Below are 21020 nucleotides of genomic sequence, written 5' to 3' on the forward strand. Positions count from 1 at the left end.
TTTGGTGGGTCAGTGCCAGTCGCTGATTCGTACGTCGAGCGGGTCTGGGGCGCCCTGTCCGGTTTCGAGGAGCTGCTTGAGGCTCATCAGGAAGGTGGCCCATTTTGTGCTGCAGTGGTTCATGAACTCGACCTGCTCGCGCCAGCCCTCGTGTTTGAACAGCACGATCGCGGAGTCGCCCTCCTGGCGGAGGTCCCAGTGCACGGTGGTGCCGACCCATTCCGGCGGTCCGGCCACGACCTCCCAGCGAACGAGCCGTCCGGGGTCGAGTTCGGTGACCTTCATGTCGAAGGCTCCCGCCGCGAACTGGAACGCGATCACGCCGCCCAGGTCGGGGTTTCCCGTCGTCTTCTCGGCCCACCAGCCGGACAGGCCGTCCAGGGTGGTGAGCGCGTCGTACACCTTCTGCGGCGAGGACTGCTCGACGCCGATGCGGTGAAGGATGTCTGCCATGTCGGAGCTCCTCTACTGCTTCTTCCTGGTCTGGGTGTCCGTGTCGCGCTGGATCGTCTCGGCGATGCGCTTGATGCGCCGCAGCCGGTTGTCCCAGGCGGCGCCGACCTCGGCGAGCTGGGCGACGGCGCGCGCGAGCTGCGCCTGGTCGACGCGGAACTGCTTCTCGCGGCCCTCGGTGCTGGCGTGCACCAGGCCGGCCCTGTCGAGGACGAGCAGGTGCTTGGCGACCGCCTGCCGGGTCACGGGCAGGTGCTCGCTGAGGCTGGTCGCCGTTCCGCTGCCCTCGTTCAGGAGGAGGTCGAGCATCCGGCGCCGGGTCGGGTCGCCGACCGCCGACCAAAGGTCGTCGTCGACCATCACGCTCATGCGCGCGCTCCGACCTTCGCCGCGTACGCCGGCAGCCGCGGCAGGTAGTAGTCCCAGCCCGTGGCGTGCGCGGCGTGCTCGGCGGCGATCTTCGCCTCGTCCCAGCCGCGCTCGCGGAAGCCGCTCTCGGTCATCCGCAGCAGCGTCCCGGTCCCGGAGGGTTCGAGCTCGAAGACGACCAGGTTGGAGTTGCCCGGGGCGGCGGTCTCCCCCTCCTGGTGGGTCCACCGGAAGGAGAAGAGACGCGGCGGTGCGGCGTCGACGACCGTGAACCGCATCCACGTGCCGCCCTTGGAGAGGTCGCCGAAGCCGATCCGTCCCTCTCCCCCGGGTACGACCGGGAACTCCGCCTCGTCCGGCCACCACTCGCGCAGATGCTCGGGGCTGCTCACCACGTCGAAGACGACCTCGGGTGAGGCGTCGATGTGGATCTCTCGTTCGATCGTTCCGTAGTCCATGCTCGCCACCTTCTGCAACCATTGGTTGCACGTCACGCTATCCGAGCGTTCGCGAAAGTGCAACCTTTGGTTGCGTCACGGCGGCGGGACGTGCGTCACCTCCGCCGAACGCGGCGCGTCCAGAGCGGTTCGTCAGTGCAGGTCCGCCAAGACGTGGAACTCTTTCTCCAGTTCTTCGGCGAACAGCGAACTCGTCTTGGGCATAGCCCGACACCATGTCGAGCCGCCAAGGCGGCAGTCCGGCCACGATTCGCCGGCTGAGAAGGCCGCTCACCGTTCCCAGCAGTGCCTTCTCGCCGGTGCCGTCGCCGGCCGACACAGCGGAGACGTGTTCGCTCAGGTCGAGGGCGTTCCCCACCGCCAGCGCGGCGCTCGGCCGAACCGGTGCTCCACCGACAACCGCAGCCGCGGCAGCCCTGCCCACCGCTCCGCGACGATCGCCGTCAGCCGGTCGACCGTCGGCGCCTGGCCCGCCAGGCGGACGAGAATTGCCACGTGGTCACGGAACGTGAGAACCGCGCCTACGTGGGACGGCAGGTGAAGTAGGGGTTTTCCCGGATACCGCCTCCACCAGGCAACTCTCACACTCTGTATTGCTGTCAAAGCAGAGAGTGAGGAACGTGATGCGAAGAGTGCGCGCAACCTCGTTCGCCGTCGCAGGGCTGCTCGCCACAACGACCGTCGCCGCCGCGCAGGCGGCTCAAGCGGCACCGACGGTGCCGGAACGATCCGTCGATCGCGCGCCGAGGCAGGTGGCCGTCGATCGCGTGGTAATCGGCGTCGCCACCGCGCCTCGCTGGCTGGTGCGCGTCCAGGCCGGAGCCTGGGCGAACCCCCACCTGAGGGTCCGGTCCCATCCGGGCTGGCCGGGCGGTCAGCCGGGGGACGTGATCGGCGCGATCCGTTATCCGCATTCGGAGAACGCCGTCTGCCAGATCTACGACGGCGCCGAACTCCACGTCTGGGGGCGCAAGAGCTCGACCTGGGTCAAGCTCGACCGCTCCTCGCCCTCGTGGGTGTGGGACGGCGGGCTTGTGGAGCATGAGCCCGCCCGGCCCTGCTGTCCGCGGGCCGGCAGGTCCGACGCGGACTGTGAAGAGAAGAAGCGCGACAACAAGGAGGTGCGCCGGTGAGGCGCCGTCACGTCACGTTCGCCGCCTGCGCCACCGTGATCGGGGTGCTGACCGCGTCGGCCGTCGTGGCCGCTCCCGCCGCGGGGATGGCCGGGCAGGCGCGGTTCGACAGGGTCACGGTCGGCGACTGGGCCCGCCCGTTCCTCAACATACGTGAGGATCCCGGCGGCACCGGCGTCCCGGCCGGCAGGGTCATCGGCACGCTGCAACCGGGTGTCCAGGCCAGCGCCGAGTGCCAGATCCCCGACGGGGCGCAGATCACGGCCTGGGGCCGGACCCGCACGGACTGGGTGAAGATCAAGTATGGCTGGAAGGGTTACGCGTGGCTGTGGGGCGGGGGCCTCAACGCGTACGGAGACCTGCGCCAGTGCTGACCAACCCCCAGAGGTGCCCGCCGTGCGTTCTCTCCCCACGCAGGGCGGGCACTTCGCATGGGGCCGTCATGGTCAGCCCGGGCCGGTGTGCCCGGCCTGGGGACCGTCAGCCGCTCAGCCGCTTGCGCAGGAGTTCCTTGCCCTGCTCGGCGCCCTTCCGGCTCTCGCCCTGGGCGCGGCGGAAGAAGTCCGCCAGTTCGGCGTCGCCGGTACGGGTGGCGTCGGCGATGTAGTTCTCCAGGCGCAGCACGTTGCTCAGGCACTGCTCGACGAACCAGATCAGGTTGTAGTCCTTGTCCTGGGTTCCCGTGGTGGCACCGGTCTCCTGACGTGCCGGATCCATTGTTCTTCCTTTCCGTGTGATCCTGGCTTGCCGCTGCCCTACCCCCAGACTCCTGCCCATAACGCCACGGACGCGGCGCGTGGGCGAGCGAACGGGCGCGGTCTCAGGACCTGGTGTCGTGCGCGCTGGGCAGCAGCGACAGAACGCCGGTCACGGTCTGATGGAGAACGCCGCGGGCGGCGGTCCAGGCCTCGGCGGCGTCGGCGCCGAGGGCGTTCAGAGGCGCGGTGTGCGTGCGGCAGACGACGGCGGCCCACTCGGCGTTGACGGCGAGCCGTACCGCCAGCTCGGCGAGCCGGCGACGGCGTTCGGCCGCCGCGGTGTCGGTGCCGGTGTCGCGCAGGATCTCGCGGTTGGCCAGCTCCCGGCAACCGTGCGCCGCGCGTTGCCAGCGAAGCGCCAGTACGGCGGGGCTGGCGCCCGGCGGCGGGTGATCGAGGACGTTCAGCATCTCGCCGGCCGTCGCGGCGAGCTCAGCGGTCTCGCGGTCTTCGTGGAACACGTCCGCTGGGTTCGACGCGGGAAGCACAGAGCGAACCTACACCTTCACGCACCGTGATGTTGCGAGCTGAGAAGGGTGGCGAGGAGTGCCGAACGCCGGATATGCACCTGTGACCCAGCTCACATTGGCGAGGTGTCACGTGCGGGGCGGGTCGTTTGTCCCATGGACGTCACCGGCCACCACAGAGGGCCGCACCGACCGTGGGAGTGAGAAACGATGAACACCAACGGACACCGCGTCGTCGTCCTGGGCGGCGGTTACACCGGCATGCTGGCGGCGATCCGGCTGGCCCACCGCACCCGGCGGGCCGGCGTGCGGATCACGCTGGTCAACGCCTCGGACCGGTTCACCGAACGGCTGCGGCTGCACCAGACCGCCGCCGGTCACCGGCTGGCCGACCACCACATCCCCGACCTGCTCGCCGGGACCGGCATCACCTTCGTTCAGGGCACCGTGACCGCTCTCGACCCCGACGCCCGGGCCGTGGTGCTGGACGGCGGAGCGGCCAGGCTGGACTACGACACCCTGGTCTACGCGCTCGGCAGCGCGACCGACACCGGCCTGGTCCCCGGCGCCGACGTGCACGCGTTCACCCTCAACGGCCCGCGAGCCGCCGCCGATCTCGCCGCGCGGGCACGCGAGGTCGCCGCCGCCGGCGGCACCATCACCGTGTGCGGCGGCGGACTGACCGGCGTCGAGGCCGCGACCGAGCTCGCCGAGGCCCACCCCGGCGCGCACGTCACGCTGATCAGCCACGCCGAGCCGGGCGCGATGATGGGCACCCGCGCCCGCGCCTACCTCTACCGGGCGCTGGACAGGCTCGGTGTCACGGTCCGGACTGGCGTACGGGTGACCAAGGTGCTGCCCGGCGCCGTCGAACTGGAGGGCGGCGAGGTCGTCGCCTCGGACGCGTGCCTGTGGACCACGGGCGTGAAGGTGCCGGCGCTGGCCGCCGACGCCGGGATCGCGGTGGACGACCGCGGCCTGATCCTGGTGGACGAGACCCTGCGGTCGGTGTCGCACCCCAGCGTCCACGCCATCGGTGACACCGCCGCGATCCGCATGGCCTGGGGACAGATCCACGGCACCTGCCAGAGCGGTCTGCCCACCGCCCAGTACACCGGCGACGCGATCGCTCGCCTGCTGCGCGGCCGCGCCGTCAAGCCGTTCCGGTTCGGCTACTACCACCAGCCGGTCAGTCTTGGCCGCCGCGACGCGGTCATCCAGTTCACCTACGCTGACGACACTCCGCGCCGCGTCTATCTCAAGGGCCGCGCCGCCGTGCTGTACAAGGAGTTCGTTTCGAGCAGCCCGCTGAAGTTCTACCGGATCAGCAAGCGCTTCAACATCAGCGTCACCCCCTCCAAGGGTGGCCGCGTCACCCTCCCCAAGCGCGCCGCGCGCACGCGCCACGACGACGCCGCGCGCACGCGCCACGACGACGCCGCGCGCACGCGCCGTGACGACGCCGCGCGCACGCGCCGTGACGACGCCGCGCGCACGCGCCGTGACGACGCCGCGCGGACGCGCCGTGACGACGCCGCGCGGACGCGCCGTGACGACGCCGCGCGGACGCGAAACGGCTCGCCTGCCTAGGATGCCCCGATGGTCACCCAAACGTCCGGATCGGACCCCTACCTGGAACACCGGCGGCTGCTGTTCGCCACCGCCTACCGCATGCTGGGCAGTGTCGCCGACGCGGAGGACGTTCTCCAGGACGCGTGGCTGACCTGGAACTCCGCCGACCGCAGCGGGGTCGAGAACCCCCGGGCCTACCTGGTGCGCACGGTCACCAACCTGGCTCTCAACCGGCTCACCTCGGCCCGCGCCACCCGCGAGACCTATGTCGGCCCGTGGCTGCCCGAGCCGCTGCTGACCTCACCCGACGCCGCCGAGGAGACCGAGATGGCCGACACCGTCTCCACCGCCATGCTGGTCGTGCTGGAAACCCTCGGTCCCGTCGAACGCGCCGTCTTCGTGCTGCGGGAGGTCTTCGGCTACACCCACGCCGAGATCGCCGAGATCCTCGACCGGCGCGAGTCCGCCGTCCGGCAGATCGCCCGCCGCGCCCGGGCGCACGTGCAGGCCCGCCGCCCCCGCTACGACGCCGACCCCGGCCAGCGCGAAAGCGTCACCGCCCGGTTCATCGCGGCGTGCTCGGGCGGTGACCTCAACGAGGTCATGCGGCTCCTGGCCCCCGACGTCACCGCCTGGAGCGACGGCGGCGGCAAGGTCACCGCCGCCCGCCGTCCCCTGCACGGCCCCGACCACGTGGCGCGCTGGTTGCTGGGCACGCTGGCCAAGCCGGTCTCCGCCGGCGTCACCCTGCGGCCCGCCACCATCAACGGCGAACTGAGCGTTCTGGTGGTGCTCGGTGACCAGCCCATCGGTGCCCTGACCTTCGACCTGGCCGACGACGACCACCTCCACAACGTGCGCCTCCAGGTCAACCCCGACAAGCTCATCGGCCTGCTGCCCCGCGACGACCAGGCGCAGGGCGGCACCGGCGGGGAGCCTGGCCTCGGGTGAGGTGAGCGATGACGGCCGCCACGGAGGGAATCCCCGCGGGGACCTCCGGGGGAATCTCCGCGGGGACCTCACAGTTCGGTGTGGTGTCCCGTCGGACCGGTGAGGGCGGACGCGACCAAGGGACGGCGACATGATGAGCACCCGATCCGAGCCGGGAGACGGCCGGCTCGATCCAGGACTGCAAGCGATCATGGGCGAGCGGCGTCAGCTGATCAACCTCGCGTACCGGCTCCTGGGGTCGCTGGCCGACGCCGAGGACGTCGTCCAGGAGACCTACGCCCGCTGGTACGCGATGTCGCCGCGGCAGCAGGAGGCCATCGAGGTCCCCGGCGCCTGGCTGACGAAGGTGGCCGGCCGCATCTGCCTCGATCTGCTGCGCTCGGCCCGGGCCTGGCGCGAGAGGTACGTGGGCCAGTGGCTTCCCGAGCCGGTGCCCGATCGTACGGAGTTGGTCGGCGGCCGGCCGGGCGACGGCTCGGTCGATCCGGCCGACCGGGTCACCCTGGACGAGTCGGTCAACATGGCGTTCCTCGTCGTGCTCGAATCGATGACCCCGGCCGAACGGGTGGCGTTCGTCCTGCACGACGTCTTCCGTTACCCGTTCGCCGAAGTGGCCGAGATCGTCGGCCGTACACCGGCGGCGTGCCGCCAGCTGGCGACCTCGGCCCGCCGCCGCATCCGCGCGGCGCAGGGGCCGGTGACCCCGGCGGCCCGGCACGCCGAGCTCGTCCGGGAGTTCAAGCGGGCGTGGGAGGCCAAGGACGTGGACGCCCTCATCGGCCTCCTGGACCCCGGCGCCACGGCGACCGGCGACGGCGGCGGTCTCGTCAGCGCCGCGCCGCGTCCCGTCGAGGGCGCTGAGCGGATCGCGCGCTACTTCGTCGAGCTGGCCGGCCTGGTGCCCGGCCTCGCGATCACCGAACGTACGGTCAACGGCCAGCCGGGACTGGTGGCCCTGTCGCACGGCGAGAACGTGGCCGTGATGGCGTTCGACGTGGCGAGCGACCGGATCAAGCAGATCTGGGCCGTACGGAACCCGGACAAGCTCCGGCCCTGGACGACGTCGTAGGCCGCATGGCGCATGCCGCAGGGCGCATGCCGCAGGGCGCAGGGCGCAGGAGGGCGTAGGGCGCATGGCGAGGCTTTAGACGCTGTTGACCGGCTGCGTCACTGCTTCGTTGGTTGTGATTGCGCGGCCGTCCATAGCCTGGTGGGTATGCGCTCTTTGAAGGACAGCCGATGCCCGAGGTAACCGGATATCCCCCGGGATGGCCGTCCTGGGCCGAGCTCGCCACCCCGGACGCCGAGGCGTCCAAGGACTTCTATTGCGCGTTGTTCGACTGGTATTCCTACACGCTGACCGTCCCTGAAAAGGGCGACTACGAGATGTTCACCTTGGGCGGGATTCAGGGACCCGAGGTGGCCGGAATGCAGACCCTGGCCGACGACGCCCAACGTCCGTCCTGGTCGTGCTACTTCCGGACCGACGACCTCCAGGCCACCGTCGACGCCGCCGAGGCCCAGGGCGGTCAGGAACTGCTGCCGCTCACCCGGGTCGCCGACCTCGGAGAGATGGCGCTGTGCGCGGACCCCCAGGGCGCCGACTTCGGGCTCTGGCTGCCCCAGAATCTGCAGGGCGCCGGCGTCATGGACGAGCCCTCGGCGATGTGCTGGGTCGAGCTGGCGTGCCGCGACACCGAGCAGGCCATCCGCTTCTACGGCGAGGTCTTCGGCTGGCGAGCGGTGCGCCGCGACTACCACAACTCCGTCTACTCCGACTTCAAGGTCGGCGCCTGGTCGGTGGCGGGCATGGTGCTCATGGACGAGCTGTGGCCGCCCAACTACCCGGCCCACTGGATCCCCTACTTCTGGGTCGAGGACTGCGACGCGACGGCCGCGCGCGCCGCCGAACTCGGCGCCAAGATCCGGGTCCCGCCGACCGATGTCGAGCCCGGCCGGTACGCGATGATGACCGATCCCACCGGCGCCCGGGTCGCCGTCCTCACCCCGGACCCGGCCCACCGCGCCGAAGCCAGAAAGCGCCCCTGACCGCTCCGCCGAAACCGGAACCCGGCCCTTGATCGGGTCGGGCTTTCGCCTTTCGCTGCGCGTTCTGATGGGATAATGCGGGCAGAGCTTTATTGTCTCTTGGCTTCAGGGGCTTTTATGGAAAAGCTCCGCTTCCTGGCGGTTCCGGTGTCCCGGAGCGGGGGACGTCAGGGCAGGGACTGCCGTCGCAGGGCCAGTCCATTCCGCCAAATGTGTCCGCCTTGGTGGCGGAAAGGCGCCGGCAGGACGCGGCCGAGCCCACATTGGCGGCCGATCGCAGGAAGGACCGCAGATGAGGGCCAAGAGCACCGACCAGATCAAGAACGTGCTGGGTGATCTGGCGTTCCCCGCCGACAAGGACCAGATCGTCGAGCATGCCCGGCGACATGGTGCGGACACCGAGACCGAGCGAGCGCTGTCGGCGCTGCCCTTGGGCGAGTACGACTCGGTCAAGGAGGTGCAGCGGTCCGTTCCCCTGGACCCTGATCCCGACCGCAGCGAAGCCGAACGGTCGGAGCAGCGGCGGCACCACAACAAGGCGGGCCTGGCCGAGCACATGCGGGAGGCGGACGAGCCTCCGGTGCAGCAGGAGCTGAACCGCGACATCGACCGCGGCGGACCCTGGTGACGGCCCGCTTAAAAATCTACAATGTAAAGGCGCCGGATCGAGTGACCAATGCCCAAGCCGACATGCCCCGGCGCGTACGAGGACACGATCGCCATCTCCATGGCAACCTATGTGAGTGCCACGGCCGGGCACGCACGCACCTTTGTGGCTGTGCGGCGGCAATGGCGTGAGCATGCGGTGAGCAGTCGCATTTCGCGGTGAACCAAGAAGGAGCCCCGCATCCGCGGTCGTGGAGGACTGGCCGGATGCGGAGCTCCACCGGGGCCCTGGGTATCTGCCAAACTCCATTGGTCAGATCCTGGGGCCTCCGCTGTTAGACCACCGGAACACCTCGAGCACGAGCCTGGCCAGATTCAGCAGGAAACTCCCGCACTGCCAGGCGTCCGATGGCGACGAGCCAACTCGCTTGCGCCGTTTGCTCATCTGGCACCTCCCTGTATCCCTTGCGACGGGAAATACGAGGGACCGGCCCGGGCTCTTGGCTGGAGCCTGACCGGCGCCGGCCTCTGACCCCTCTCTGGCCGACCGCGGTCGCTCAACCAGAGCGGATGCCAAATCTCGGCGAGTACGTAAAAGCAGAGTACCCCTGGAGATCGCGCATACCGTGGAGCCGCGCGTGCGTCAGGACGCGTCGTCGGGATATCAAAGGTGGCGGAAACCTACTCGGGGTTGTCTGAGTTCAACTCGGGGTCGTCGTAGTCGGCCGCGCCACGTCCGCGGTGATTCGGCCCGCCGCGTCCGCGCATTGCCGCGCCGTTCTCCTGGAGAAGCTTGTACACAAATCCATAGGAGCGGCCTGATTCGGAAGCCAGGGCTCGTACGCTCAGGCCGGACTCGTACCTGGAGACGAACGCGGACGCGGCGGACCTGCGGTCTTCACCTTTGATGCGCCGCCGCGGCGGAAGCTGGTTGGTCGACATGGGCGTTCGGTCTCCGTTGTCATGGCCGTGGCGGTGAGCCCACGCGGGTGCTCCGCTGCGGGTCGTTCGTGAACGAGTGGAATCGTGGCACACGAGGCGACATCCGCAATTCGGCTGCCTGACAATAGATCAACGTGGGGAAAGTCTTTACCGGACGAATTGGTTCGGCGCGTCACGTCCATAGAGGTGCACCAGGCCGCGGGTCATGGCGGCCGGCCATACGGTCGCGTGCTGCTCGTCGGGGATGACCTCGCTCCGGAGCTCGACGTTCGGCTGCCGGCGCAGGCGGTCGGTGAAGCCGGCGAGGTCGGTGACCATGTCGAGGCCGGACAGGGCCTCGCGCATCGGCGCGGGGATCAGCGGCCAGCCATGGTCCGGGCTGTCCTCGCGCCGGCCCACGGCGAGGTAGACGTCGCTGTTCTCCCGGTCGGTGACGGGCGTTCGGCGCGGGTCGAGCAGCAGGTGCTCGTCCCACCACAACGACGGGCTCACGGCCAGGAAGCGGCGGAACCCCTCCGGGCGGCGCACAAGGGCCCAGCAGGTGAACAGCCCGCCCAGGGAGAATCCGGCGAGTCCCCGGTCATCGGGGTCGAGCGGATGAGCGGCCTCCACGTGCGGTGCGATGACGTGGCGGATCAAGTCGAGCATCGCGCCGGCGCCGCCCGTTCCATAGGAGGTCGGGCCGCGCAGATGGCCGGACGTGCTGCTCGTCGGTGTCAGGTCTCGCGCGCGTTGGGCGATCAGCCGGTCGAAATCGTCGGTGGCGGGGGAGATGCCGACGATGGCGACGGGGCGCAGCTGCCCCAGGGAGAACGCCAGCGTGGTCTGCGCGATCTGCGCTGCGGCCATGAAGGTGAGGAAGCCGTCGAGCAGATACAGCGCGGGGAACGGGCCTGGGTTCGTGCTCGCTCGCTGGTGCGGTAACGCCACTGCGACATGCCACTGGTCGGTGGGCTCGCTTCCGGTGACCAGCGTGTAGTGGACCGCGCCTGGCAATTCCACGGGCCGTCCCGCCGTCCAGCTCACAGCCATGCGGCAATCCTAGAGATCTGGATTGATTCGCCCCGTTCGTCCCCGCCATCGCGCGTGAAGGCCGTCGCAAAGGCAGGCCAGCGCGGCGTCGGTGCCGCGACACCGAGACGGCGGGCAGTGCGCGGTGCGCTCGGCCCCGCACGGGAGGTCGCGCGTGGGCGTGGGCGTCGACGGGCCCGGCCGACCGAGGAGGCGTTCTACCGGGGTATCGGGCACGTCGACCGGCACGTCATCGGAGGGGCCTTCGGCAAGAGCGTCGGCCGGGGCCAGGGTGGAGGACACGGTTCCCCGTCCGGGCCGGTGTTGCAGGTGCCTGGGGGCTTGGCGAACGGATGCTCAGGTGGGGCAGGTGGTCGCGGGCGGGCGGTGGCGGAGGATGGAGGCGACCAGTTCTTGTACGGCGCCGTCGACGAGCTCCGCGGGGTGCTCGACTTTGCGGCCGGGACAGAATTGCTGGATCCGCAGGTTCGTCGCGCCTGGCAGCGGGTTCTTTTCGCCCGTTCCTTGGTCGCTGTAGAGATGGAACGCGCGTATGCCGGTGGGGATCGGCGGCCGGGCGTTGAGTCGTTTGATGAACGGCGACGAGGGGAGCAGGTCGCGGCAGCCTTGGGATGTGGGCGCGCACAGCAGGCCGAGCCAATCGCCCTGGTGGGGCGTTCCTATGCTGATGTAGGTGCGGACGTGGGGGTGGCCGCCGAGAGACTTCAGGTAGTGCCGGAGCGCCAGGCCGCCCATCGAGTGCCCGATGACGTCGACACGATCGGCGCCGGTCTCTTTGCGAATCTTGTCTAGTTTGTCGGCCACGAGCCGGGCGGACGCCGGTATCGACGCCGTCCCACTGGGGTTTCCGGCCAATTGCATGGCCGAGGCCCGGAATCCGCGTTCTTCCAGGGCGGAGACCATTTTGTCCAGGGTGCTCTGGTCGGCGCGTATGCCGCCTACCACCAGGACCGGATTGTGGGACGCGGCCTCGGAGGCGACCGCGATACCGCTGACCAGTAGCGCGGCAGTGCCGAGCCCGCCCATGAGCCTTCGCGGGCGTATATGGAGGAAGGTCGGCGGCGTCCTCATTTTCGGCCTGGGCGCCGGGCGCCGCCCCTGGGGCGTATCTCGGTTCCGGCTTCTTGGAGCAATCTGCGCACCATGCCCTCCGTGATCCCCTCCTGGATGGCCAGCTCTCGCATCGTCCGGCCTTCTTCATATTCTACTTTCAGCCGGCGGGACATTGCGGTGCGCCGATGGCCGACGATCGAGCGACGTTGACGTGGTTCGACGACATACCACGGCCTAGACATGAGTCATCCCGATCTCACGCGGAGGAAACTGCACAGTCACCACTGTGTGTCCCCGCGAAAGCACGGAAAACCGCTCTTGAGCCTACCTCTTCCTGATCTTTCCCGTCCGCTTACCAAGGGGGAGAGGTTCATATGGCTGTTTCCGGCCTCTGTGCGCACGACAGCGGTACTTGCCAAACCTTTCCTGATCAATGCCCTCCGTACTCGAATCGGTGGGGGATACAACTCCGAGACCGGCTTGTTTCCAGGCAAGCAGCGAGCGAAATATGCCAGGAAGGGAACCTTGTGACCTCGTCCCTACAGCAGCTGCCAAAGCGTCCCGCCAGTTGCTTCTTCGCAGTTGTCAGCCTGACCCTCCTGTCGTCGGTGCCGGCCGCCGGCGACACCAATCCGGCACCCTCGTGGTGCAAAGAGGGCGGGCCGCTCGACGTGGAATCGCTGCCATCGTCGGTCAGGACGGGCGAGTGTGACATCCGCAGCCGGGTCATCGAAGGTTCGCACGGAATACGGGTCGAAGTGCCGCCGCGCGGCAGCGAGGTCGTCGTGGTGACGGCGCACGCGTTGCAGCGGACCGGGGGCTCTGAGCTGACAGTTCGGGTCGCGTCCGACCAGCGGGCGGTGAGCATCCAGCAGCAGACCCTCGGGTACGCCAACGGCAGGCCGCGCACCTCGGCCGCGCCGCTGGACGCGTGCCGCGACGGCTCGTGGGCGGCGGGTTTCAGTGCCTGGAAGAAAGGCAGCACCATCGACTGGAAATTCGCCAAGGGACCGGATATCAGCGGAATCTCCGACGAGAAGTCGGTGGTCTCGGACGGCGTGACCCGCGCGGTGACCGCGTCCACGGACTGCAGGGCCAAGAAACGCTTCGAACCGCAGCCCGACATTCATGAGAAGTTCGCCGGGACAACAGAGTCCACGCCCAACATCAGCGGCGGTGCCTGCACGAAACGCGACGGAACGAATGCCATTGGCTGGATGAACATGGGGGACGCCGATCCGGGAACACTGGCCCTCTCGTGCACCTGGCAGACGACCCGGAACATCATCGAAGGGGACATCGCGCTCCAGAGCAGCGGCAAGGAATGGTGGGCGTCCGCCAAGGCCCAGGCCGCCGGCGGTAAGGCCCGTTCGGCCTGCCCGGCGGGAAGCTTCAACGCGACCTCGGCCGTGGTCCACGAGATGCTGCACGTCCTGGGCCTCAAGCACGTCCGCGGGAAAAGGCACGCCAATCTGACCATGGCGCCGACGATGAAGACCTGCGACGAGGGCCCCGCCACCCTCGGCCTAGGCGATTACCACGGCTTGATCGGGCTCTACGGCTCACGGACGTAGCGACAATTTCCGGCATAAACCCAAATGCGTCCACTCGCCACGCCGCCTTCACCGATGCGCCGCGTACCCCCGGACCACGCCAGCCAAGAACAAACCCGTCAAGACCGCGCGAACGTGCAGAGATGATCAGCGTGCCGAGGCGAGCCAGAATCCGACCGCCGCGCGCGACTGATCAAGGTCCACCTCGTACACCGAGGCTCCGCCCCAGGCCCTCACCGGGTCGGCCGCGTCGAGGTTGAGTTCGGTTCCGCGAAGCCGCTCTTCCTCTTGCTCGTCAAAGCGCGCCAACACGTGCGAGCGGCTTTTGTCTGTTCCGGGCTGTATACCTCTGACGAGCCGACCTCACACTCATGCGCCCCCGAGCATGAGACACAGGAGGAGCACCATGTGGATGACCACGTTCCAAGCGCCGGACGGCCTGCGGGGCCGTCTGGTCACGCCGGACTCCAAGTACACCTGGACGGGCGAGCCCATGACCGAGCCGGTGCTGTGGATCTCCGACGACCGGTTGGATGGGGAGAACGCCGGACGCCTGTGGGCCGAGCTTCTGCCTCGCCATCGCGAGACCGGTCTGTGGCCCCTGCTGCTGGGGAACGAGACTGACGGCGGCTATCCCTGGCATGTCGGTGCCATAAACCCCATCCCGTCGAGCTGGGGGGACAAGGTCAACGTGGACGAGTGGCTGGCCCGAGGCTGGCAGCGAACCTTCGTTGAGTGCTTCGAGGACCAAGCCCCGTTCGACGCGTGGCCGGGCCGGGCCCCCTCCGGCGAATCCGACTCCGATCCCGAACAGGTGGCCGTCGAGCTGGCGACCACCCCATCGGGCATCGGCGACTTGATTATGGGCAAGCACGGTCCGTACCTCGGCCTGGTCCCTGCTCACGACGGCCCCGACGCCATCATGGCGTCGGGCTGGTTCTCGGAGGGGGGCGTCGAGGAGGCCACCGCCGTCGTGCGAACCTGGCAGGAGCGCTTCGGGGTCCGGCTCTGCTCACTGGCGGAGGCCACCTTCAGCGTCACCGTCGCCTGGCCGCCCCGCACCCTGGACCACGCCCGGCACGTCGCCGCCGAACACTACGCCTTCTGCCACGACCTGACGCAGGGCTATGACTTCCAGGAGTACGCGGAGGGGCTCGTCGACGCCCCTGTCTGGTCCTTCTGGTGGGACTGACCGGAACAGACACACCCTCACCCTGGGGTCCTGAAGAGCTGCACCCAATCCAGTTCACCCCAGGAACAACCAGCTGACGCCCTGCTCCTGACTGCCGCACAGGAAGCCCAGGCACAGCTCTGTCCGCTATCAGCTCTACACGTTTACTCGTCCTCACCTCTGCACACCAATGAGCACGCCGACAGTGCGCGCCGACCAAAGGCTCGCCTCGCCTTGACTGGGGGGCTGGTCTCACGTGCCAAAGCGGACCCTGGCATCGCATGTGCGAAAGCGGACGTTGTCCCGCCAAGCTGGTGCACATCGTCCCGCCGACCGGGAGACGCCGTTCTGCCGACCCAGACGCGGAACATCGGCCCGTCATACGACTGGGCCACGCCGAGCTGGGATGGGCGCTGTCCCGCTGACCAGAGAACATTGTTCCGTCGTCCTGGCAGGGGACCGTCGTGTCGCTGTGCTGAAGCGGACGTTGCCCGCCGGGCTCGGGTGGGCGTTGTCTCGCTGCCCAGGGAACGTTGTTCCGTCGTCCTGGCGAGGGACGTCGTTTAGCGAAGGCGCTTGCGCGGGCGTAGGACTTCCTCGTGCTGGCTTGAGGGGAACGGTGTTTCGCGGGGACTGACTAGCCCTTCCTTGCGCGGTGGGGAAGGGGGGCTGGGCCGGGGGTGCCGTGTTGGGTGAGTTTCAGGGTTGCGCTTAGTGAAAACCGTCGGCTCGTCGGGTTTATAGGGGCTTGGGTGCGGGTTTTCTTGCGCGCTTATATGTAGGTGGGGCGGGCCTGGTGGGGGTGTCCTTCGGTTTGGGGGCTGTGTCGAATTTATCCGGGGGGGTGTCGCGTTTCGGAGGTTTTCCCTGGATGTGCCGTGGTGAGGGGAACGACCGGTCTTGGCGCAAAAGGAGGGGGGCGCCACCGAAGTGACGCCCCCGCCTTTGTTCCGGCTGTACCCGATCAGTCGCGGTCGTGGTGGAAGTTGTTGCCGTTACCGTCGTCGCCGCTGTGCTCGTGGCCGCTGTCGTCGTTAGCGGAGCCGTTGTTGCAGTCGCCCTTGTCGGTGGTCTTGCTGAGGATGTCGTCGATGGTGACGATCAGGGAGACATTGACATCGCGGCAGGTAAGGATGCCAACGATCTGGTTGTTCTCGTTGCCGTCCCCACCCTCGTCGCCAGCCAGGGCCGGGGTCGCGCCCATCAGGACGGCGCCGGCGCACAGGGTCATCATTCCGGTGGCCGCCAGTCGCTTCATCATTGTCTTTTTCTCCTTCACTGTTGACTGCAGTCACTGCGGTCGGCCGCTTATCCCGTGATGAACGGCCGGACAAAGGTATGAGTAGCACGATCGGCCCTTCGGAAAACCTCCCCGGAAGCGTTATGGGCAGAACTAGGGAAACCATTGCTCTTAGCTGAACTCACCTGCCGCTCACATATAACAGATCGATACGGTATTCCCAGAACGCCGCTTTTGTATCTGCGGTGGCCGGCGCCGTCGATTCGCCGCGTCCGTGAGCGTGACCCGGGCCATGACTGTCAAGCGTTCGGACATGTTGATTAAAGCCACGGGGTCCTATGTCGAAGGTGCTGGCATGCTGGGATGTGCGTCTGGTTCCGCTAACGGCGTCTGGCGGTTAGGCGGGTCCGTAGATGTGTGTTCTGAGATTGGTGTCGACCGCTCGCCGATCGCAATGCGGTTTCGTAGGGAGTGCGACCCGAGATGAATGCCCAGGGGACCGGATCGGTCGCCGCAGCCGAAGGGTCGGCTCGTTCGCTGGCAGACGACGCGGCGGAGGCGCGTTCACGATTCAGGGTGGTGTGGCCGCCGCGGTCGCGCGTTCGGTCCGCGTGTTTTCGCACGGTGATGGCGTTCATCGACGGCGTTTCGATGGCCGTGGCCGTGGGCGTCTACGGCGGTGCGGCGATCCAGGCGTGGGCCGCCGCCGCGACACTGGTCTGCCTGCACGCGGCGGCAGGCGCGTACCGGCCGCGCCGCGTCTCGACACCCAGGCGCGATCTGGTGCCGATGATGGGCCGCGCGCTGGTGGTGGTCGTGTTGATCTCGGCGTTCGTCCCGTCGGGCCACCCGGGCGGCTCGACGAACTGGCTCGCCATGTCGGTCGCGTGCAGCGCGCTGGCCGGTACGGGGCGCGGAGCGTTCCGCATCGCGCTCGACACCCATCGCCGCCGCCGGTCCTCGTCACGTACCGCCATTGTGATTGGCTGCGGCGGGAATGCCGAGCCCGCCATTCAGCGGCTGCTCCAGCATCGCGAAGCCGGGCTGAGTTTGGTCGGACAGGTCCTCGCCGAAGACGCGAAGGAGGCGCCGCCGTCGCAGCTGCCGGTGCTGGGCGCCGTCACGGACCTGGCCAGCATCTTGGACACCAGCGAAGTCGAAGTAGCGGTGCTGGTGTGCGATGGGCTCCCCCAGCAGGAACGTGAAGCCGCGGCCAGGCTGTGTACGGCGGCCCAACGCGAAACCATTGCCCTGCTGTCACCGGCGGACACCTTCGCGCTAGCTCCCGATATCCAACGGCTCGCCGGTATGCCGTGCCGCCAACTCGTTCCCAGCCTTCAACGGCCCGGGGCGCGGCTCGCCAAACGCGTCTTCGACGTAATCGGCGCCGCGGCGCTCCTGATAACGGCGCTTCCGTTGCTCGCGGTGTGCGCGGTGGCGCTGCGGATCCAGGACGGCCCAGGAGTCATCTTCCGGCAGGTGCGCATAGGGCAACACGGCCGCAGGTTCACCGTGCTGAAGTTCCGTACGCTCAAACCCTCCGACGACCACGAGTCGGACACCCGGTGGTCCGTCGAAGACGACGCGCGGATAGGCGCGGTAGGACGTTTCCTACGCCGCACCTCACTCGACGAGCTTCCCCAGCTATGGAACGTCCTGCGCGGCGACATGAGCCTGGTCGGCCCGCGTCCCGAACGGCCGTACTTCGTCGAGCTCTTCTCCAGCTCCTATCCGGCCTACGCCCTGCGCCACCGCGCGCCGGCCGGGATGACCGGCTGGGCCCAGGTGAACGGCCTGCGCGGCAACACCTCCATCGAGCTGCGCGCCCAGTTCGACAACGACTACATCGACACCTGGAGCTTCACCGGCGACCTGAGAATCATCCTGCTGACGGTCCGCGCCATGCTGTTCCGGGACAGAGCATGACCACCCCCCCACCCGACCCCACGGGCACGCCTGCGTCCGACCAGCCCCGGGACGTACCCACGGGAACGTCTGCGTCCAGCGAGTCTCGGGACGTGCCCGTGGGCGCGGGGTTCTCTGCGGCTGGGGTTGTGTCGGCTTCTGTTCCGGTGGCGCGGTGCTGCGATGACCGTCGGCTGCGCCTCGTTCGCTCTTGGCTCGCCAAGGCTTTGCGGCCGAGCCCCAGTTGGCTTGCAGCGTTGACCGTTCTGGCTGTCTGTGTTCCGCCCGGCGAAGCCCACATCGACTCCTCCGTACAGGTGACGGCCGGCGATCTGGCCGCCGTTGTGCTGGTGTGCGGAGCGGCGGTGACGGCGCTCCGGGACGGGCGGCGTCTACCGTCGCGCGGCTTGTGGGTTTTCGGGCCGCTGCTGGTGACGCTGACGATCAGCACCCTGTGTGCTCACGACCCTGCTGCGAGTCTCGCCGGTTTTGTACGTGTCGTGGAGATCTTCCTGCTCGTACCCGCGGCGGTCATGCTCACCGTCCGCCGGCGGCACGACATCGCGGTGGTCGCCGGGGCCGTTGTTGTTGTGGGTCTGGTGCAGGCGAGCATCGGGATCTGGCAGGTGCTCACCGGCAACGGAGCGTCCTTCACCGGGCGCTTGACCCGTGCGGTGGGGACGTTCGGCGCGGTCGACATCATGGCGATGGCGACGGTCGTCGGCTACGCGATGGTCATCGTCGTCGCGGCGGCACTGGCCTGGCCCGGGCGCCGGCGCCTCGTACTGCTGCCGCTCGCGGCCGTACTCGGCCTGGCGCTCGTGCTTTCCCTGAGCCGCGGCGTCTGGCTGGCCATCATCGCGGGGCTGGCCGTCATGCTGGTGGCGCGGTCGCGCGCGCTGGCGTGGCGCATGGCGGTCGGGACGAGCGCCGCGGCGATCGTGGTGGTGTGCGGACTGGGCGTGCAATCGTCCGCCTTCGCCGAACGAGCCGAATCGATCGCGGCTTCGATCAGCACGCCCGACCGGTCGGTCGGCGACCGCTTCAGCCTGTGGACGACGGCGGTCACGATCTGGCAGGACCACCCGCTGGTCGGCGTAGGAGTGAAGGGATTTCCCGCGTACCGCGACGGCTACGCCCCGCTGCAGCTGTCCTCGGCCAGCGAAACTCAGGATCCGGTCAACGGCTACCTGCGGCAGCCGCTGCTGTCCCCGCACAACCAGTACCTGCTGGTGTTGTCCGAGCAAGGTGTTCTCGGCCTGGCCGGCTTCGTGGTGCTGCTGGGCGCGCTGGCATGGCGTGTCGTGGCCGTGCGGCGGCGCCGGGACGCGGCGTGGCTGGCCGGCGCCGGGTTCATGACCGTGTGCCTGATGACCTTCGTCTACGGCGACCTGGGCGGGGCCAGCTGCGTCCTGACGGGGGTCCTGGTCGGTTTGACCGGTGTCGTGGTGCTCACCACCCGCCCGGACCGGGAGTCCCCACAGTGGTGACGACGCCGGCCCACCGGCTCAGCCGCAGTTCCTCGATCGGCTGGGCGGCGGGCGTCTCCGCGGTGCTGATCTGTGGCGGCACCGTCCTGGGGTTCGTCCGGGACCTGACGATGGCGCACCTGTTCGGAGCCAGCAGCAGCACCGACGCGTTCCTGGTCGCCTGGACGGTGCCCGAGACCATGTCCCCCCTGCTCATCGAGGACGCCATGGCCTTGATCATGGTGCCCGCCGTCGCCCGGCGGCTGCAGCGGCACGGCCGGGTACGGCCACTGATCGCCGCCGCGCTGCCGCGTCTGGCCGCCGGGCTGGCGGTGGCCATGCTGGGGGTCATCCTGGGCGCGCCGCTCCTGGTGGCGCTCCTGGCTCCGGGCCTGCACGACGCCGCTCCCGCCGTACTGTGCGTACGCCTGACCGCCGTCACGATCCTGACCTTCGGGGTCGCCGGGTTCATGAGCGCGACCCTGCGCGCGCACCACTGCTTCGGTCCCCCGGCGAGCATCTACCTCGCGTACAACGTCGGAATCCTGGCCGTCATCGCCGCCGGCGCCAGCTCACTCGGCATCACCAGCGCCGCCGCCGGAGTCGCCTGCGGCAGCGCCCTCATGGTCGCCATCCAACTCCCGTCCTTCCTGCGACACCTGCGCAACCCCCCACTGCCCGGCCCGGCCGAGGTCGCCCCTGTCGCCCCTGCCGCCCCGGCTGACCTTGGCCCTGTCGGTCCGATCGAGCCCGCCTCGACGACCGCCCCCGCCGCCGCCCCCGCCGCCGCAGCCGCCGGCCAGCCCGATCTGTCGTCTGCGAGCCTGGCCGAGCGTGGCGCTGTTGGTCCGGGTGGTGTCTCTGCTGCGGGGTTGGGTGCCGAGGCCGGGGGTGGTGGTTCGGCTGGGGCGGTTGAACGTTCGCCCGGCGTGGCTCGTTCTGCTGAGTCCGCGCCGGCCGCTGCGGCCGTGCTGGCGTTGGCCGGGGTCATTCCCGTCGTCGTCTACACGCTGACGCGGCAAGCGCAGACGCTGGCCGAACGGTTCATCGGTTCGGGGCTGGCGGCCGGTTCGATCTCCCATCTCAACTACGCCCAGAAGGTCGCGCAGGTGCCGATGGTGCTGTCGCTGCTGGTGGTGACGGTGACGTTCCCCAGGTTGGCGCGGGCCAGCGCGGGCGGGGACACCCGGCAGGTGCGGTCCCGGGTCGAGGCCGACCTGGTGATCGTCAGCGCGATCGTGCTGGCGGCGACGGCTTATCTCGTCGGGTCCGCCCACGTGATCATCCAGGTGCTGTTCGAACACGGACGCTTCACGGCGGCCGACACCGCGCGCACCGCGACGTTGCTGCAGATCTACTGCCTCGGGCTGTGGGGGCAGGCCGTGCTCGGCGCCTGCGCTCGCGCCTACTTCGCCCAGAAGCACCCGGGGTGGCGGCCAGCGGCGGCCGTCGCCCTGGGTCCCGCCGTCACCATCGTCCTCGGTGGCGCGCTCACCGCCGCCACCGGGGCGGCCGCGCTGGCGGCGGCCAACGCGGCCGGCATCACGCTGGCGGCCGCGCTGCTGCTGGCGGGACTGCGCGGCGGCCGCGTCCGGATCTCGTTGCGCGCCGTGGCCGGGGACGTCGCCAAGCTGGCCGCCGCCGCCGTGGCCGCCGGTGCCGCGGCCACGGCGGTCACCGCGCTCCTGGCGTCCCATAGCGCGATTCCGCTCCTGGTCGCCAACCTCGCCGTCGTGGGCGCCGTGTTCGCCGCGGTGCTGGCTCTGGCCGGCGCCACCTGGTCTCCCCTCGGCAACCTGCGGGCGCTCCGCTGTCTCCGTTCCGACTAGACCCATGGGG

At 69.2% G+C, this 21020-nt stretch carries 23 protein-coding genes; 12 read left to right on the forward strand and 11 right to left on the reverse strand.

What is annotated here, in order from left to right:
• Positions 1–9: 9 nt before the first annotated feature.
• The 4 genes from ABD333_RS38645 to ABD333_RS38660 form a co-directional block, all read right to left on the reverse strand.
• Positions 10–453 (reverse strand): SRPBCC family protein, encoded by a 444-nt coding sequence (locus tag ABD333_RS38645; protein WP_344547571.1) that lies wholly within the window; start codon positions 451–453, stop codon positions 10–12.
• A gap of 12 nt (positions 454–465) precedes the next feature.
• Positions 466–822: an ArsR/SmtB family transcription factor gene (locus ABD333_RS38650; protein WP_344547572.1), complete on the reverse strand. Its 357-nt coding sequence runs from the start codon at positions 820–822 to the stop codon at positions 466–468.
• The gene (locus ABD333_RS38655) at positions 819–1280 is read right to left on the reverse strand and encodes an SRPBCC domain-containing protein (RefSeq protein ID WP_344547573.1); all 462 of its coding nucleotides are present in this window, start codon (positions 1278–1280) and stop codon (positions 819–821) included. Before ABD333_RS38655 ends, ABD333_RS38650 begins: the two co-directional genes overlap by 4 nt.
• Positions 1281–1616: 336 nt before the next feature.
• Positions 1617–1775: a hypothetical protein gene (locus tag ABD333_RS38660; RefSeq protein ID WP_344547574.1), complete on the reverse strand. Its 159-nt coding sequence runs from the start codon at positions 1773–1775 to the stop codon at positions 1617–1619.
• A 128-nt stretch (positions 1776–1903) separates the two neighbouring features.
• Between ABD333_RS38660 and ABD333_RS38665 the strand changes: the two genes are divergently transcribed.
• Positions 1904–2413, forward strand: coding sequence for a hypothetical protein (locus ABD333_RS38665; protein WP_344547575.1), 510 nt, complete (start codon positions 1904–1906; stop codon positions 2411–2413).
• Entirely contained in the window at positions 2410–2787 is a 378-nt protein-coding gene (locus ABD333_RS38670) for a hypothetical protein (protein ID WP_344547576.1), read from the forward strand. Before ABD333_RS38665 ends, ABD333_RS38670 begins: the two co-directional genes overlap by 4 nt.
• 106 nt (positions 2788–2893) lie before the next feature.
• On the opposite strand, the gene ABD333_RS38675 is transcribed toward ABD333_RS38670, so the two are convergent.
• Positions 2894–3130, reverse strand: coding sequence for a hypothetical protein (locus ABD333_RS38675; RefSeq protein ID WP_344547577.1), 237 nt, complete (start codon positions 3128–3130; stop codon positions 2894–2896).
• A gap of 103 nt (positions 3131–3233) precedes the next feature.
• Positions 3234–3659 (reverse strand): hypothetical protein, encoded by a 426-nt coding sequence (locus ABD333_RS38680; protein WP_344547578.1) that lies wholly within the window; start codon positions 3657–3659, stop codon positions 3234–3236.
• A gap of 189 nt (positions 3660–3848) precedes the next feature.
• Here ABD333_RS38680 and ABD333_RS38685 point away from each other — a divergent pair, with 189 nt between their 5' ends.
• From ABD333_RS38685 to ABD333_RS38705, 5 genes are all read left to right on the forward strand, one after another.
• Positions 3849–5228, forward strand: a complete 1380-nt coding sequence (locus tag ABD333_RS38685) for an NAD(P)/FAD-dependent oxidoreductase (protein WP_344547579.1) — start codon at positions 3849–3851, stop codon at positions 5226–5228.
• 9 nt (positions 5229–5237) lie between these two features.
• Positions 5238–6161, forward strand: a complete 924-nt coding sequence (locus ABD333_RS38690) for an RNA polymerase sigma-70 factor (protein ID WP_344547580.1) — start codon at positions 5238–5240, stop codon at positions 6159–6161.
• A gap of 130 nt (positions 6162–6291) precedes the next feature.
• Positions 6292–7230, forward strand: coding sequence for an RNA polymerase sigma factor SigJ (sigJ, locus tag ABD333_RS38695; RefSeq protein WP_344547581.1), 939 nt, complete (start codon positions 6292–6294; stop codon positions 7228–7230).
• A 170-nt stretch (positions 7231–7400) separates the two neighbouring features.
• Complete coding sequence (locus tag ABD333_RS38700) at positions 7401–8210, forward strand: VOC family protein (protein WP_344547582.1); 810 nt, start codon at positions 7401–7403, stop codon at positions 8208–8210.
• Positions 8211–8502: 292 nt separating this feature from the next.
• Positions 8503–8838: a DUF2795 domain-containing protein gene (locus tag ABD333_RS38705; RefSeq protein WP_344547583.1), complete on the forward strand. Its 336-nt coding sequence runs from the start codon at positions 8503–8505 to the stop codon at positions 8836–8838.
• A gap of 659 nt (positions 8839–9497) precedes the next feature.
• Here ABD333_RS38705 and ABD333_RS38710 read toward each other — a convergent pair.
• The 4 genes from ABD333_RS38710 to ABD333_RS38725 form a co-directional block, all read right to left on the reverse strand.
• The gene (locus ABD333_RS38710; protein ID WP_344547584.1) at positions 9498–9758 is read right to left on the reverse strand and encodes a helix-turn-helix domain-containing protein; all 261 of its coding nucleotides are present in this window, start codon (positions 9756–9758) and stop codon (positions 9498–9500) included.
• A 147-nt stretch (positions 9759–9905) separates the two neighbouring features.
• Positions 9906–10790: an alpha/beta hydrolase gene (locus ABD333_RS38715; RefSeq protein ID WP_344547585.1), complete on the reverse strand. Its 885-nt coding sequence runs from the start codon at positions 10788–10790 to the stop codon at positions 9906–9908.
• A gap of 336 nt (positions 10791–11126) precedes the next feature.
• Positions 11127–11816 (reverse strand): esterase/lipase family protein, encoded by a 690-nt coding sequence (locus ABD333_RS38720; protein ID WP_344547586.1) that lies wholly within the window; start codon positions 11814–11816, stop codon positions 11127–11129.
• Positions 11817–11857: 41 nt separating this feature from the next.
• Positions 11858–12085 (reverse strand): helix-turn-helix domain-containing protein, encoded by a 228-nt coding sequence (locus ABD333_RS38725; RefSeq protein ID WP_344547587.1) that lies wholly within the window; start codon positions 12083–12085, stop codon positions 11858–11860.
• 366 nt (positions 12086–12451) lie between these two features.
• Between ABD333_RS38725 and ABD333_RS38730 the strand changes: the two genes are divergently transcribed.
• Positions 12452–13417 (forward strand): matrixin family metalloprotease, encoded by a 966-nt coding sequence (locus ABD333_RS38730; RefSeq protein WP_344547588.1) that lies wholly within the window; start codon positions 12452–12454, stop codon positions 13415–13417.
• 391 nt (positions 13418–13808) lie between these two features.
• Positions 13809–14588, forward strand: a complete 780-nt coding sequence (locus tag ABD333_RS38735) for a DUF4253 domain-containing protein (protein WP_344547589.1) — start codon at positions 13809–13811, stop codon at positions 14586–14588.
• A 943-nt stretch (positions 14589–15531) separates the two neighbouring features.
• Here the strand turns inward: ABD333_RS38735 and ABD333_RS38740 are convergent.
• A complete protein-coding gene (locus tag ABD333_RS38740) occupies positions 15532–15828 on the reverse strand; it encodes a hypothetical protein (RefSeq protein WP_344547590.1) in 297 nt (98 codons plus the stop codon).
• 606 nt (positions 15829–16434) lie between these two features.
• On the opposite strand from ABD333_RS38740, the gene ABD333_RS38745 reads away from it, so the two are divergent.
• The 3 genes from ABD333_RS38745 (at position 16435) to ABD333_RS38755 (ending at position 21010) form a co-directional block, all read left to right on the forward strand.
• Positions 16435–17733: a sugar transferase gene (locus ABD333_RS38745; RefSeq protein ID WP_344547591.1), complete on the forward strand. Its 1299-nt coding sequence runs from the start codon at positions 16435–16437 to the stop codon at positions 17731–17733.
• A 236-nt stretch (positions 17734–17969) separates the two neighbouring features.
• Positions 17970–19202 (forward strand): O-antigen ligase family protein, encoded by a 1233-nt coding sequence (locus tag ABD333_RS38750; RefSeq protein WP_344547592.1) that lies wholly within the window; start codon positions 17970–17972, stop codon positions 19200–19202.
• Positions 19196–21010, forward strand: a complete 1815-nt coding sequence (locus ABD333_RS38755; protein ID WP_344547593.1) for a lipid II flippase MurJ — start codon at positions 19196–19198, stop codon at positions 21008–21010. The genes ABD333_RS38750 and ABD333_RS38755 overlap by 7 nt, the downstream gene beginning before the upstream one ends.
• Positions 21011–21020 lie beyond the last annotated feature (10 nt).

This window comes from Actinomadura fulvescens (assembly GCF_039533225.1).
Taxonomy (GTDB): Bacteria; Actinomycetota; Actinomycetes; order Streptosporangiales; family Streptosporangiaceae; genus Spirillospora; species Spirillospora fulvescens.